The organism is Bacillus sp. SRB3LM, assembly GCF_015712745.1.
Taxonomy (GTDB): domain Bacteria; phylum Bacillota; class Bacilli; order Bacillales; family Bacillaceae_G; genus Bacillus_A; species Bacillus_A thuringiensis_K.
Window position 1 is genome coordinate 398,011 of the sequence record NZ_VWVQ01000078.1, and the last position, 14,805, is coordinate 412,815.

Below are 14,805 nucleotides of genomic sequence, written 5' to 3' on the forward strand. Positions count from 1 at the left end.
AGTAATACTTAGGTGAAAGGGGAAAAGGTGATGAAACAAAGTAAAGAAGAGTTTATAAAGAGCGAAGGCGCTGATTTCCCTGGGAAAACATACGTGAATTGCGTATTACAACATGTATTTGAGTTTCAACGAAATTACTTATTGAAAGACATGTTTCAAGTGCATAAAGCGCATATTACAATGCTGACGGAAGAAAATTTAATGAAAAAGGAAGAAGCTAAAGTTATATTAAACGCACTAAAAAAGATAGAGGGAATTCCAAAAGATCAATTGCTCTATACAGAGCAGCATGAAGATCTCTTTTTTTTAGTGGAACATTTAATTTTTCAAGAAGCGAAATGCGATTTTGTAAGTAATATGCATATTGGTAGAAGTAGAAATGATATGGGTGTAACGATGTATCGCATGAGTTTAAGGCGATACGTACTACAATTAATGGAACATCATTTGTTATTGCAAGAAAGTATGCTGCAACTTGCCGATGATCATAAGGAAACGATTATGACAGCTTATACACATACACAACCAGCGCAGCCAACAACATTTGGTCATTATACGTTAGCGATTTATGATACGATGCAGAGAGACTTAGAAAGAATAAAACGAACGTACACACTTTTAAATCAATCGCCAATGGGAGCAGCTGCTCTTTCTACAACAAGTTTCCCAATTAAACGAGAGCGAGTTGCTGATTTACTTGGATTTACTAATGTAATTGAGAACTCATATGATGCTGTCGCTGGAGCTGATTATTTATTAGAGGTTAGCTCGTTACTTACGGTAATGATGACGAATACGAGTAGATGGATTCATGATTTCTTACTATTAGCGACGAAAGAATATGATGGTATTACTGTTGCAAGGCCATATGTACAAATTAGTAGTATTATGCCACAAAAACGAAATCCAGTTTCAATTGAACATGCCCGTGCAATTACGAGTAGTGCTTTTGGAGAAGCATTTACAGTATTTCAAATGATTCATAATACACCATTTGGTGATATTGTCGATACGGAAGATGACTTGCAGCCGTATTTATATAAAGGAATTGAAAAGGCTATTCGTGTATTTTGCATTTTGAATGCAGTCATTCGAACGATGAAAGTAGAAGAAGAAACGTTGAAAAGTCGTTCCTATAAACATGCAATTACGATAACGGATTTCGCAGATGTTTTAACAAAAAACTATGACATTCCATTTCGGCATGCTCATCATGTAGCAAGTGTTATTGCGAATATGTCATTGGAACAGAAAAAGGAGCTACATGAATTATGTTTCAAAGATGTGAATATATACTTACAAGAAAAATTTAAAATACAATTATTAGAAAAAGAGTGGGAAGAAATTATATCGCCAGAAGCATTTATTCAAAAAAGAAAGGTGTACGGTGGACCGAGTAAAAAAGAAATGGAGCGCATGATTAAAAGTCGAAAAGAGTCATTTTGGAAAGAAGAAGAGGTATTTGAAAAGGAAAAACAGAGAGTTTTACAAGTGGAAAATGATTTAAATATATTAGTTTCGAATATTATTGAATCGTAAAAGAAGGATTTAATGAATTAATCGCCAATACTTAATGAAACTATAAATAGAGAGAAGAGATTGTCGATGATTCAATTACGTGTATATGAAGAGATTGTTAATTTTAAAGAAGCGGTTACACCATTTTTAGAAAAAAATGAACAGGAAAATAATCTCATATTAGGTGTATTACAAATGGTACAACAACCGATATTTATGGGGGTAGTAAAACAAGAGGAAGAAATTACAATTGTATTTCTTCAAACAGAAGAAAAGAAACAAATTATTGTTGCTACGTCTGAAATGGTGGAAGAGGCCATCGTGGAACTTGCAAAAAAATTAGCGGAAGTATATCCGAATGTTCCTGGATTAATTGGTAATAAGAAAATTGTACAGAGATTAGCGGAAGAGATTGCCGTGTTAGAAAATAAGAAAACTACTATTGCAATGGAGCAAGGTATATATGAATTAAAACAAGTGAAGAAAAAGTGGAACGGAGATGGAGTCTTTAAAGAAGTAAGTAGTGATGAGCTACCAGTAATAGAACAGTGGATATACCAATTTTGCGAAGAAGTGAATCTTCCTACTACAAAAGAAGAAGCGGAACAAACCGCACATATATTAATTACTAATCGTCGTCTATTTGGTTTAGAAATAGACGGAAAACTTGTTTCTGTAGCTGCAAAAACACGCCCAACTAAAAATAATATAACAGTTAATTTCGTGTATACGCCGAAAGAAGCAAGGGAAAAGGGATACGCATCTAATTGTGTAGCGGCACTTAGTCAACGTATGTTAGATGAAGGATACAAGACAACTACGTTATATACTGATCTAGCGAATCCGACATCGAATAAAATTTACCAAGAAATTGGTTATGAACAAATTGCGGAGTCTATGCTTATATTTTTAGAGAAGTAGAACAAAAAGGCATGCTAATTTAGCACGCCTTTTTGTTATTCATCAATTCTAATAACCTCGCCTTGAGGGAAGTCTTCAGTTTCTAGTAAGTTACGAATAGCTTTTGCTACATATTCAGGTGATAATAGTTTTCCTTCTTCTTTTAATGTGATGAAGCGGTCTAAATTTGTGAAGTCTTCTTTATTTGTTTCACGAATTTGTGCTTGCATATTTGTATCAACAACACCAGGTGCAAAAGCGACGATTTTTACTGGGTATTCTTTTTCCCCTTCTTCAGTCGCTACGCACTGTGTAAACATATTTACACCTGCTTTCGTTGTACAATAAGCGCCCCATCCGAAATAAGGATTTTTTCCTGCGCCAGATGAAATATTTATAACGCGTTTATCTACTTTCCATTCTTTCGTATGTTTCATGAAAGTAGATGTAAGAATCATAGGTGCAAGTAAATTAATGTGAACGTTCGTAATGAATTGTTCGCTTTCTGCTTTTTCAATTGGTTTCATAGGTGCGAGTGCACCAGCGTTATTAATTAAATGAATAGATGATACAGTGTCTTCTTGAATAGATGAAATGATTTTGTTAAAGTTCGTTTCTAAATTATGTACATCTTGAAGATCTAAGGAGTGGAAAACACAATTGCTATTATATTGCTGTGCAAGTTTCGTAAGTTCTTTATTTTCTCTTCTAGAAATAGAGATAATACTCGTGTTTTCTTCTAACAATTGCGCGGCGATAGCCTCACCTAAACCTTGTGAAGTTCCTGTTATAATAACATAGCGCATAGTGTAGTAAGCTCCTCTCATACGTGCGGAATTTTGTTGGACAAAGTACATTGCATAGTTTGTCTACATTTTATAGTATAGAGCACTTTTTACTATAAATGAAATGAGATGATTACGTGCCTTTTTTGAATCGCTTTACGACAACAGTAACTGGTGCCGTCACGTTCACTGGGAACACGTTAGGACTTAGTCCCACATCGCCTGCACCAGGTAATATTTTTGGTACACTTGCTGTTTTTACAACGGTAAATACAGCGCTGCAAGTACCAGGGTTCCCAGCAGGTACAACGGATGACTGGCGATTGAATTCTTCAAGTGCAATTTTAAATCTTCCGGCAGGGAGTAGTATTTTGTATGCAGAGTTAGTTTGGGCAGGAACTTTCCGGACTGATACGGAAGATGTTTTACCATTTTTAAATGATAATATTACATTTACAACACCAGCAGGAACATTTTCTGTTACGCCAGACCCTGCTACCGCGCAGCAAGGTTCAGTAGGCAATCAGTTTTATTATGCTCGCTCTGCTAATGTAACGAATCTTGTTAGTGCGGGTGGGGCAGGGACTTATACGACAGGGGCCGTGCCAGCTACAAGAACTTCGGCTGATCCGACAATCAGTCGTTCAGCTGGATGGACGCTTGAGGTAGTGTATCAAAATGCAAGTTTACCACTTCGGAATTTGTCGGTATATGCAGGTCAAGAAATTATCGATGCTTCATCACCACCAGTTGATACTATCATTTCAGGATTTGCTACTCCGGGAACAGGAGCAGTTACAGGAAGAGTGCTCGTAACTGCTCAAGAAGGTGATTCCAACATTGTTGGAGATCAACTTCGCTTCGGCCCGAATGCAAATGCTACAATTGCATTATTCGGCCCGAGAAACCCTGCTAATAATTTCTTTCAGTCACAAATTTGTAACGACATTGGAGAGTTAGATACAACTGGAACGTTTGGAGAGTTGAATCAGCCGTTAGGGATAGCTTTGGCTGTCCGAAGACAAGGATGGGATATTACAAATGTAAATGCCACTTCATCATTAGTAAATAATCAAACGTCAGCAACAGTTCGATTCGTTACAAATGGAGATGGATACGCTGCAGCTGGTTTTGGTGTTCAAATTGATGCGACGGGTCCAATTATTAATCCTGTTAAATCAGTTGATAAAACAGTTGCAGGAGTTGGAGATATTCTCACCTATACAATTACTGTTCCGAATACAGGGACAGGAAGTGCAGATAACGTTGTATTACAAGACAGTATTCCAAACGGAACGACGTTTATAACTGGTAGTGTGACGGTAGGGGGAGTAGCGCAACCGAGCGCGAACCCAGCTAGTGGAATTAATTTAGGAACGATACCTAATAATGCGCAGAGAATTGTAACATTTCAGGTAAGGATCACGTCATTTCCAAATCCAAATCCAATTCCAAATCGTGCGGTGGTATCTTATCAATTCCGTCCTTTCGTAGGAAGCCCACTCGTTACAAGTACAGCTTCTTCAAATACAGTACAGACGATAATTAATCGTGCGAATGTAAGCTTACAAAAGTCTGTAGATTTGCAAACAGCAACAATTAATGACATATTAACGTATACAGTTAATGTGACGAATAATGGAAACATCACTGCGAACAATGTTATTTTTGTTGATAATATCCCTGCTGGAACAACATTTGTTCCAAATAGTGTTACGGTAAATGGAGTAGCGCGTCCAGGAGCAAATCCAGCAAGTAGTATTAATCTTGGGAGTATTAATGCCTCGCAAACGACTGTAGTCCGCTTTCAAGTTCGAGTAACATCTAATCCTCTTGTAAATCCAATTCCAAATCGTGCAAGTGCAACATTTACCTATACCCCAGTGCCTGGTCAAACACCAATTTCAGGTCAAGCGACAAGTAATACTGTATTTACTACAATTAATGTAGCTGATATAAGAACGCGAAAAACAGTAGATCGAGCTTTTGCAACTGTAAATGACGTTCTTACGTACACCGTTACAATTGAGAATACAGGAAATGTACTTGCGACGAATGTTGTTTTTCAAGATCCAATCCCAACTGGAACGACTTTTATCGTAAATAGTGTAACTATAGATGGGATTTCACAACCTGGAGCAAATCCGGCAACTGGGTTTACGATAGCAAATATTTCTCCAGGCGGAAGTAGGACGGTTACATTTCAAGTACGGGTTACATCTACGCCATCCGGAGGCACGATTGCGAATCGCGGAAATGTATCTGCTAATTTCGTTGTTATTCCGAATCAACCACCAGTGACGATTAATAGACAAACGAATACAGTTGTGACACAAGTTAATACAGGTGGTTTAAATGTAATAAAAGAAGTGAATACGACACAAGCGGCAGTAGGTGATACTTTAACATATACGATTGCCGTCCAAAATACAGGAAACGTTCTGTTAACAAACGTGTTTTTCCAAGACACTATTTCTCCCGCTGTCTCATTTGTTGCAAATTCTGTAACAATTAATGGCGTACCACAAAGTGGATTGAATCCAAATACAGGATTTTCTCTTCCGAATATTCCTGCGGCTCAAACAGTTGTAGTCACATTTGACGTATTAATTGTACAGGATCCAGAAAATGAAGATATTTTAAATCAAGCAAATGTAACAGCAAGTTTTCAAGTGGATCCGAGTGAACCACCCGTAACAATCAATGTTCCGAGTAACATTGTGAATACAACAGTACAATCAGGGAACTTTGAAGTTGTGAAATCAGTGAATACGGATGTTGCAACGGTAGGGGATGTTTTAGTATATACAATCGAAATCATAAACGCAGGTAGTGTACCAGCAACAAATGTATTTTTCCAAGATTCAATTCCACAAGGTACATTATTTATTGAAAACAGTGTCTTTGTGAATGGGGTCTTACAAGAAGGGGCAGATCCAGAATTCGGATTCCCATTAAATAATTTGCCTACTGGTGCGAGTGTAATTGTTACGTTTGAAGTATTAATTGATGACATTCCCCAAGGAAATAATGTCCTAAATAATGCGAATGTAACTGGAGATTTTCTTGTAAATCCCACAGAACCACCAATTACTGTAACGGTACCAAGTAATACTGTTATGACAGTCGTGAATTCTTCAGGGTTAAATGTGAGAAAGAGTGTAAGCGCTACTGAAGCAGGAATAGGAGATACGTTAACATATACAGTTCGTATACAAAATAGTGGAACGGTAGCAGCGACAAATGTATCATTTCTTGATCCAATTCCAGTTGGAACAACGTTTGTAACAAATAGTGTAACAATAAACGGAACATCTCAACCAGGTTTAAACCCAACAACTGGATTTCCACTTGCCAATATTCCAGTAGGAGGGATGGTAACAGTTGCTTTTCAAGTGACAATCACGAGTGTACCACCAAATAGAGTTCTTCCGAATACTGCGAATGTAACTGCGGATTTCCAAGTAAGCCCTCTCCAGCCGCCAATTACAATTGTAACGATTAGTAATATTGTTGTGACGCGAGTGAATGTAGGATCACTTAATGTAATGAAGAGTGTAAATACATCGCAAGCAGGAGTAGGAGATACGTTAACGTATACGATTCTTATTCAAAATACAGGAACTGTTCCTGCAACGAATATTATTTTTCAAGATCCAATTCCGTCTGGTACTGCCTTTGTAGCAAATAGTGTGACGATAAACGGAGTCGTGCAGCAAGGTGCGGATCCTATGGCAGGTTTCCCAGTACCAAATATTCCGGTCGGGCAAACATCTACGATTACGTTTCAAGTTACAGTGACGAGTGTTCCGAACGGTGGAAATATAAGAAACCAATCGAACGTTACTGCAAGTTTTCTTATAAATCCAGCAAACCCTCCAATAACGACTGTAACAAATAGTAATTTTGTAGTGACGCAAGTAAACACAGCACAGCTAAATATACAAAAATCTTCATCTGTACAACAAGCAGCACTTGGAGAAACTTACACGTATTCTGTAGTCATTCGAAATAACGGCACAGTAACAGCAACGAATGTTTCTTTTATTGATCCAATTGCTTTAGAAACAACATTTGTAGCAAATAGCGTAACGATAAATGGAACGCCTCAACCTGGATTTGATCCAAATATTGGTTTCCCGCTTCCTAATATTGTAGCTGGAACATCATTGACAGTAACGTTCCAAGTTACGGTAGTTGCACCGTCTACACGTGGAGCAGTATTAAATACAGCATCTGCTACAGCCACTTTCTTATTGAATCCTTTACAACCACCTGTAACAACAACGAATTCAAGTAATACAACGGTAGTTACAATACCGTTACCTCCTCCTGGTGAAGTAACAGCAACAAAAACAGTTGATGTTGCAACTGGGGCTGTCGGGGATGTATTAACGTATACAGTGCTAATAACGAATGTAGGAATTATCCCTGTTACAGATGTACTCTTCCAAGATGTCATTCCAGAAGGGACGACGTTTGTTGACAATAGTGTAACGATAGGTGGAGTGCAGCAACCAGGATTAAATCCAGAAATAGGATTTACAGTTACTCCATTATTAATCGCTGGTGGAAGTATTGAGGTCACATTCCAAGTGACGATTACAGAAATTCCAGATAATGAAGTCATATTAAATGATGCAGATGTTACATTTACTTCACAACCAAATCCGCAGGAACCACCGATTACGGAAACGATATTAACAAATTTAGTCGTTACGACAATTAATATAGCGTTTATTTTTCCATTGAAACTAGTAGATAAGGAAGTAGCCACTGTAGGAGAAATATTAACGTATGATGTATTGATCTTTAATTTCGGAACAGTGCCAGCAACCAATGTTCAATTTATCGATACGACTTCTGCTGGTGTAGCGTTTATACCAGGAAGTGTGAGCATAAACGGGGTACCAGCACCAGGATTAGATCCTTTCATTGGTTTTACAGTTCCAGATATACCTGTCGATGATTTTGTACTTGTCACATATCAGGAAGTGGTTACAAGCATACCAGAAGGTGGAACGATTGTTAATTTTGTAGACGTTACAGCTACATTTGCTGTAAGTGAAACAGAACCGCCTATTACGGAAACAACGACAAGTAATACGACATTAACAGAAATCAATGAATCTGGTTTGAATGTTTTAAAATCAGTAAGTCAGCCGGTTGTTGCAGTAGGCGATACAATCACATATACAACAGTCGTTCAAAATACAGGAACAGTGGTAGCGACGAATGTTCAATATAGCGATGTATTACCGGCCTCTATCACATTTGTACCAGATAGTGTAACGATAGACGGTGTGTTACAACCTGGGTTCAATCCAAACAATGGATTCCCGCTTCCAGATATAAATCCAGGTGAAAGTGTAGAAGTCACATTCCAAGTAACTGTTGTTAGTGTGCCAACAAACGGAACAATTGCCAATACGGCAAATGTAACAGGAAGTTTTGTATTAGTACCAGGAGAACCACCAGTTATAGTAACAGAGCCGAGCAATACAACACTTACTACTGTAAATAGAGGACAATTTAATGTTATAAAACAAGTAAATAGGGCTGCTACTCTCGTTGGAGATGTATTAACGTATACGGTTCAAATAACGAATACAGGAACAGTAACAGCTAATGATGTTCAGTTTATTGATACTATTTCAGCAGGAGCGTCATTTGTACCAAATAGTGTAACGATAAATGGAGCCCTGCAACCAAACTTAAATCCAATTACTGGATTTGGAGTTGGAGATATACCAGTTGGTGAAACGGTTATCGTGACGTTTCAAGCGATAGTTACAAACATCCCGTCATCAGGAACAATTACGAACGTTGCAAATATAACAGGAAGCTTTACTTTAGTACCAGGAGAGTCACCGGTTGTAGTAACAGAGCCGAGTAATACGACGATAACAAGAATAAATAGAGGGCGTTTTAGCGTTATAAAATCTGTAAATAAAGAAGCAACACGTTTAGGAGATACGTTAACGTATAGTGTGCAAGTTACAAATACGGGAACGGTAACAGCAACGAATGTTCAGTTTATTGATGTCCCATCACCTAGTTTAGAATTCGTTCCTGGAAGTGTACAAATAAATGGGATTCCGCAAGTAGGTTTAAATCCATTTGTAGGCTTTTCATTATCGGATCTTGCAGTAGGGGATAGCGTATTAATTACATTTGAAGTAAATGTAATCGCAGTTCCGCCGTCTAGTAGCATTATGAATACAGCAAGAGTAACGGGTGATTTCGAATTGATTCCAGGAGAACCTCCGTCTACAATTACAAATTCAAGTAATACGACGGTTACGCCGATAAATAGAGGCAGCTTAGAAATGCTAAAAGAAGTAGACCATTCAGTTGTTGGCGTAGGAGAAACGGTAACGTATACTGTTCGTATATTAAATACTGGTACTGCTGATGCAATGAATGTTCAATTTATCGATGTACTATCTCAGGAAGCTGATTTCGTACCAAATAGTGTAACGATAAATGGGGTTCCACAACCGGGGTTAAATCCGCAGATTGGATTTACGATACCAGATATTCCAGTTGGTGAGACGGCACTTGTAACATATGAAGCTACGATTACAAGTTTTCCGGATGGTGGAACAGTAGTAAATGTTGCTGGAGCGTTAGCAGAATATATTTTAGTACCAGGAGAGCCGCCAGTTACATTGATGGACACGAGCAATACAGTTATTGTAACGGTAAATACTGCAATCTTATTTGTTGCAAAAGGAGCAAACTTTGAAGTAGCGATGGTAGGGGATGTTGTCACTTACGGAATTGCCGTTATAAATGATAGTACAGTTCCTGTGACCAATATTGTGTTAACAGATATCATTGATCCGAATACGCTATTTATAAATGGCACGGTAACGGTAAATGATGTACCTTTTCCATTCGCTAACCCGAATACTGGTATTCCGTTAGGTGATTTTCAGCCAAATGATGCAGCAATTATTAATTTCCAAGTTGTCATAACAGGAGAACAAATAAATAATTTAGTTACAAATACTGCTACAGCGAATGGGCTCGCAACTGTAAATCCGAATGAGCCGCCAGTAGTAGTTGAAGGTGATAGTAATACAGTTGTTATCCCGTTTATTCCTCAAAATGTCTCAACGACAGTCGTAAAAACGGCAGACCATCAAACAGCAACGATTGGAGATGTTATTACGTTTACGACAGTTATTACAAATACGGGGGATACAGCAATACAAAATATTCGTTTTCAAGATATGTTAGATAGTAGTGTTCGATTTGTCCTTGGAAGTGTAACTGTTGATAATACGCCAGTGTCAAATGTAAATCCAGTATCAGGATTTCTTATAGGAAGTTTAAATCCGGGTGAGGCACAGACAGTTTCGTTCCAAGTAGTAGTGGAGAGAGCACCAAGCGGTTCAGGGAATTATATAAACCAAGCGAGTATTCGTTTCGAACATCAAGTAGGCACAGTATTGCCACCTGTTACACAAATGGTAGAAAGTAACATAGTTGTCATTCCATTTGTTCCAACGATAGAACAAATTTGTGAAACGAATCTTAATTGCTTAGGGAAAATTCCTTTTCAATGTTCTCCGTGTAATCATTTGCAAATAAATAAAAAATAAATACAGAAAGAGCATCCGGAAAAAAGGATGCTCTTTCTGTATTGATCATGTAGATTCTTTTTTGGGTGAGGTGAAAAATTCGTCGATTTTGTCGGAGAGTAGTAATGGAATGGCTCCTTTTATAACAGAAATGTCCCAGTCCCACCATGCGAGATTCTCTAGTTTGTCAATCGTTTCTTGCGGGAAACGATATCGAACAAATTTTGCAGGATTACCAGCTACAATTGCATACGGGGGTACATCTTTTGTAACAATGCTCCTGGCGCCGATAATGGCCCCGTTACCAATTGTAACACCAGATAAAATGCAGGATTGATAACCAATCCATACATCATTGCCAATTACGATATCACCTTTTGAAGAAGGGTGACCAGTAATATGTGCTCCTTCATCAAAAAGTGCATTAAATGGATAAGTTGTTATCCAGTCTGCTCGATGTTCACCGCCAAGTATGAAAACGACTTCTTCTGCTAAGGAACAAAACTTACCTATTTTTAATTTTGTTTCATCGTTCCAAGAAAAAATGGTTGGCCCTACTTTACTATAAGTATAATCACCAATATCATATTTATTATATTCAGGTTTTTGATTTAAATATAACATGCTTCTTCAGCCTCCTTTCTCAATTAAGCGATACGTATGGAATATTATATGCAAGATGTAGTAATGTGAACTGTATTAATAGGTGAAATGAACAAAAGGGAGTGGGATGTATGCGATACGAAATGGGTTTATATAATAAACCGTTTCAGTCAATTCAATCAGGAAAAAAAGTATATGAAGTACGCCTATACGATAAAAAACGTCAACTAATAAACAAAGGCGATGAAATCGTATTTACGAATCTTACGACGACGGAAATGATGACGGTAAAAGTAACGGAAATAAAGCGATACGAGAGCTTTAAATCTATGTATGAACAAATTGATAAAAAATTATTGGATTGTGAGAATGATAGTTTAGAGGAAATGTTAGAAAGTACATACAAAATATATACGAAAGAACAAGAAAAAGAGTGGGGAACAGTCGCGATTCGTATTGAGGAAATAAAATGATAAGAAATCGCGGGGCGGCTATCATTGTACAGGAAGGGAAAATTGCTCTTATAAAACGTATTCGAGAAGAGGAAACATATTATGTTTTTCCTGGCGGAGGGGTTGAGGAAGGTGAAACGCCTGAAGAGGCAACGAAAAGAGAGGTATATGAAGAATTAGGGCTACATATAAAAGTGGAGCACCTTATTGCAAAGGTAAAATATAAAGGAAATGAATATTATTATGATGCCTATATTACAGGCGGAGTGTTCGGAAGTGGAACAGCTGAGGAATTTCAGCGGGAAGGTAGAGGAAGTTATATTCCGTTATGGCTACCGATAAACGAGTTGGAAAAAGTGAATATAAAGCCTTATGAAGTGGTCGGAAATATATTTAATCATTATAAAATATAACGTCTGACAACATACAAAAAAAACCATTGACATAGGCTTCTGATTTAAGTATTGTATTCGAGTATGTTTATAATCAGGAGGTTTATATGAGCAATCAAACTACTACACATCATGTGAAAATGACAACAGCGGATCCATCTGGAATTGGTCTATTTGGATTAGCGATGGTAACACTTGTAGCATCATCTCAAAAGTTAGGCTTAACAGATGGCGTTTCACTTGTATTACCGTGGGCAATCTTTTTAGGAGGATTTGCACAAATCTTTGCTTGCATTCACGATGCAAAGCATAACAATACATTCGGTACGACAGCATTTGGTGCGTACGGCCTATTTTGGTTAGGTGTTGGAATGACTTGGTTAATTCAACTTGGAGTATTTGGCGAAAAATTAGCACAAGCTGCAGATTCAAAACAGCTTGGTGTAGCCTTTATCGGATATTTGATTTTCACAATCTTTATGACGATTGGTGCAATGGAAACACATAAAGTATTATTTATGATCTTTGTCCTTATTGATTTCTTATTTATTGGTCTTTCATTAAGTACTTTAGGTGTTATGCCGCACGCAATGCATAATTTAGCAGCATATTCTGAACTTCTTATTTCATTATTATCTTTCTATGGTTCAGCAGCAGCAGTGTTAAATACACACTTTGGAAAAGTTGTTTTACCAGTAGGAAAGCCTTTTGGTATTTTTAAAAAGTAATAAAAAAGCACAGATGATTGTATAGTCATCTGTGCTTTTTTATTTATCCCGCTATTTGCCGGACAGTAAGACCCCCCACCTCAAAATTCAGTGGAAGCAAAGAAGTTAGGTGAGGGCCCTGCTGCCCGTAAAAGTCCGATTGGTTCAACTAATAATGAGTGGGGGATGAACAAAACTCCTACTCATTAAAGTTTCACTTTATTTGAAATAAGTAATGTAAATAAAAGTAGAAAAAATCAATTGAAATTGATTCTCATTATTAATATAATGAGAATGAGAATCATTTATTGTAAGAGGGGGATGCCGAAGTGGCGAAAATTTTAATAGCTTATGCAAGTATGTCAGGAAATACAGAGAGTATTGCTGATTTAATAAAAGTTAGTTTAGATGCTTTTGATCATGAAGTAGTATTGCAAGAGATGGAAGGCATGGATGCTGAAGAATTATTAGCTTATGATGGAATCATTTTAGGATCTTATACGTGGGGAGATGGTGAACTACCATTTGAAGCGGAAGATTTCCATGATGACTTAGAAAATATAGATTTATCAGGGAAAAAAGTAGCGGTATTCGGATCAGGAGATACGGCGTATGAACTGTTTTGTGAAGCGGTAACGATATTTGAAGAGAAACTTGTAGAACGTGGTGCAGAGCTTGTACAAGAAGGATTGAAAATTGAATTAGCTCCAGAAGATGAAGAGGATGTTGAAAAATGCAGTAATTTTGCAATTGCATTTGCTGAGAAGTTCTAAGAATGGGAGTGTCAACGTGGAGACAATGTTAAGTGCAACTGCTATTACAAAGTTAAGAGATGGAAAACTGTTGTTAGCTACTACATATAATGGCTTATTTATTGAACAAGACGGAGAATGGAAACGAATTTTAAATGGTTTTCAAAAACGAATTAGGGATTTACATAGCGAAGATAATGTAGTTTATGGTGTAGGTGACGAAGGGATTTTTATTCGTAGTATGAATGGTGGAGAGAACTGGACAATTCAGCGTTTTCCAACAAAAGCAACGAGTTGGAATGTATGTAGCAATGTACAAGGAACTGTCATTGCTCATGGAGAAAAAACGCTGTATCTTTCTAATAATTTCGGTTCGACATGGGAGACTATTCATCCGTTTCTTGAGTATGGCAGTGCGGCACCGTCTATTCGATCGTTATTTTTATATAAGCATTACTTATTTATTGGTACGAAAATACATGCTAAATATGGTGGTGTTTGGCTCTTTGATTTGAAGACACGTAAATTAAAGAGGATTAAAATTGCGATAAATCAAATGATCTCCGCGTTGACTTTACACAATTCTTATTTAGTAGCGGCAAGTGGATCGTGCAAGGGAGTTAGCGGGAGTATTTCTTATTGTAAAATAGATGAAAGTATTGCGAGTGAAAAAATATATTGGCATACATGTCAAAGTGAGCAGAAAGCAAGTAGTTATTTAGACTTAAGTGTAGATCAACATGTTTTATATACAACTTCAACACAAAATAAGGCGGGTATTAGTAGTGTGTGCCGTGTGCTTCTTGACGAAGGTATTGTTACAGTATGTGATTCAGTTAAAGGGCACGGATGGCGCATTGTTAATCAAAAAGATGGTTATGTAGTAGCCGGATCAGGCGAATTAAAAGCAATGCAGTGGGAACGAAAAATAATTTAAGAAAAAAACTTTACTTTTATTATATTGATATGATATAGTATATTTAAACCATTTTACTTTTAATAATATAGAGATTTAAATGAGCTGTAACTTCCGAGGAGGATAGCAATGTTAAATCTCCTCAGGGGTTGCAGTTTTTTAATATCTGGCTTATTATTGTAAGGTGGTTG

Annotated in this window: 10 protein-coding genes; 8 read left to right on the forward strand and 2 right to left on the reverse strand. The window is 37.2% G+C overall.

Going from position 1 to position 14,805, the window contains the following annotated elements; genetic code table 11:
- The first annotated feature begins 12 nt into the window (after positions 1–12).
- Together argH and F3I02_RS25635 are read left to right on the forward strand one after the other, a co-directional pair.
- On the forward strand, positions 13–1,539 hold the full coding sequence (argH, locus tag F3I02_RS25630; protein ID WP_003302262.1) for an argininosuccinate lyase: 1,527 nt from the start codon (positions 13–15) through the stop codon (positions 1,537–1,539).
- A gap of 66 nt (positions 1,540–1,605) precedes the next feature.
- Positions 1,606–2,439 (forward strand): GNAT family N-acetyltransferase, encoded by an 834-nt coding sequence (locus F3I02_RS25635; RefSeq protein ID WP_000615484.1) that lies wholly within the window; start codon positions 1,606–1,608, stop codon positions 2,437–2,439.
- Between the two features lie 35 nt (positions 2,440–2,474).
- Here the strand turns inward: F3I02_RS25635 and F3I02_RS25640 are convergent, their stop codons facing one another.
- The gene (locus F3I02_RS25640; RefSeq protein WP_196478543.1) at positions 2,475–3,224 is read right to left on the reverse strand and encodes a (S)-benzoin forming benzil reductase; all 750 of its coding nucleotides are present in this window, start codon (positions 3,222–3,224) and stop codon (positions 2,475–2,477) included.
- Positions 3,225–3,340: 116 nt separating this feature from the next.
- Between F3I02_RS25640 and F3I02_RS25645 the strand changes: the two genes are divergently transcribed.
- Positions 3,341–10,813 carry a DUF7507 domain-containing protein gene (locus tag F3I02_RS25645; protein ID WP_196478544.1) on the forward strand — a complete coding sequence of 2,491 codons (7,473 nt, stop codon included), beginning with the start codon at positions 3,341–3,343 and terminating at the stop codon, positions 10,811–10,813.
- A gap of 45 nt (positions 10,814–10,858) precedes the next feature.
- Here the strand turns inward: F3I02_RS25645 and F3I02_RS25650 are convergent, their stop codons facing one another.
- A complete protein-coding gene (locus F3I02_RS25650; protein WP_000966299.1) occupies positions 10,859–11,416 on the reverse strand; it encodes a CatB-related O-acetyltransferase in 558 nt (185 codons plus the stop codon).
- 110 nt (positions 11,417–11,526) lie between these two features.
- On the opposite strand from F3I02_RS25650, the gene F3I02_RS25655 reads away from it, so the two are divergent.
- The 5 genes from F3I02_RS25655 (at position 11,527) to F3I02_RS25675 (ending at position 14,635) form a co-directional block, all read left to right on the forward strand.
- Positions 11,527–11,868, forward strand: a complete 342-nt coding sequence (locus tag F3I02_RS25655; protein ID WP_001268365.1) for an ASCH domain-containing protein — start codon at positions 11,527–11,529, stop codon at positions 11,866–11,868.
- Positions 11,865–12,260, forward strand: a complete 396-nt coding sequence (locus F3I02_RS25660; protein ID WP_000620833.1) for an NUDIX hydrolase — start codon at positions 11,865–11,867, stop codon at positions 12,258–12,260. The genes F3I02_RS25655 and F3I02_RS25660 overlap by 4 nt, the downstream gene beginning before the upstream one ends.
- An 86-nt stretch (positions 12,261–12,346) precedes the next feature.
- Positions 12,347–12,967, forward strand: coding sequence for an acetate uptake transporter (locus F3I02_RS25665; protein ID WP_000070938.1), 621 nt, complete (start codon positions 12,347–12,349; stop codon positions 12,965–12,967).
- Positions 12,968–13,275: 308 nt separating this feature from the next.
- Positions 13,276–13,719, forward strand: a complete 444-nt coding sequence (locus F3I02_RS25670) for a flavodoxin (RefSeq protein ID WP_001062755.1) — start codon at positions 13,276–13,278, stop codon at positions 13,717–13,719.
- 16 nt (positions 13,720–13,735) lie between these two features.
- Positions 13,736–14,635 (forward strand): WD40/YVTN/BNR-like repeat-containing protein, encoded by a 900-nt coding sequence (locus F3I02_RS25675; RefSeq protein ID WP_196478545.1) that lies wholly within the window; start codon positions 13,736–13,738, stop codon positions 14,633–14,635.
- Positions 14,636–14,805: the final 170 nt, after the last annotated feature.

What these genes read in the sequence shown, in the direction of transcription:
- F3I02_RS25650 (WP_000966299.1), bottom strand. Translation starts at nt 11,416, where the DNA reads ATGTTATATTTAAATCAAAAACCTGAATATAATAAATATGATATTGGT.
- F3I02_RS25665 (WP_000070938.1), top strand. Translation starts at nt 12,347, where the DNA reads ATGAGCAATCAAACTACTACACATCATGTGAAAATGACAACAGCGGAT.
- F3I02_RS25640 (WP_196478543.1), bottom strand. Translation starts at nt 3,224, where the DNA reads ATGCGCTATGTTATTATAACAGGAACTTCACAAGGTTTAGGTGAGGCT.
- F3I02_RS25660 (WP_000620833.1), top strand. Translation starts at nt 11,865, where the DNA reads ATGATAAGAAATCGCGGGGCGGCTATCATTGTACAGGAAGGGAAAATT.
- F3I02_RS25655 (WP_001268365.1), top strand. Translation starts at nt 11,527, where the DNA reads ATGCGATACGAAATGGGTTTATATAATAAACCGTTTCAGTCAATTCAA.
- F3I02_RS25635 (WP_000615484.1), top strand. Translation starts at nt 1,606, where the DNA reads ATGATTCAATTACGTGTATATGAAGAGATTGTTAATTTTAAAGAAGCG.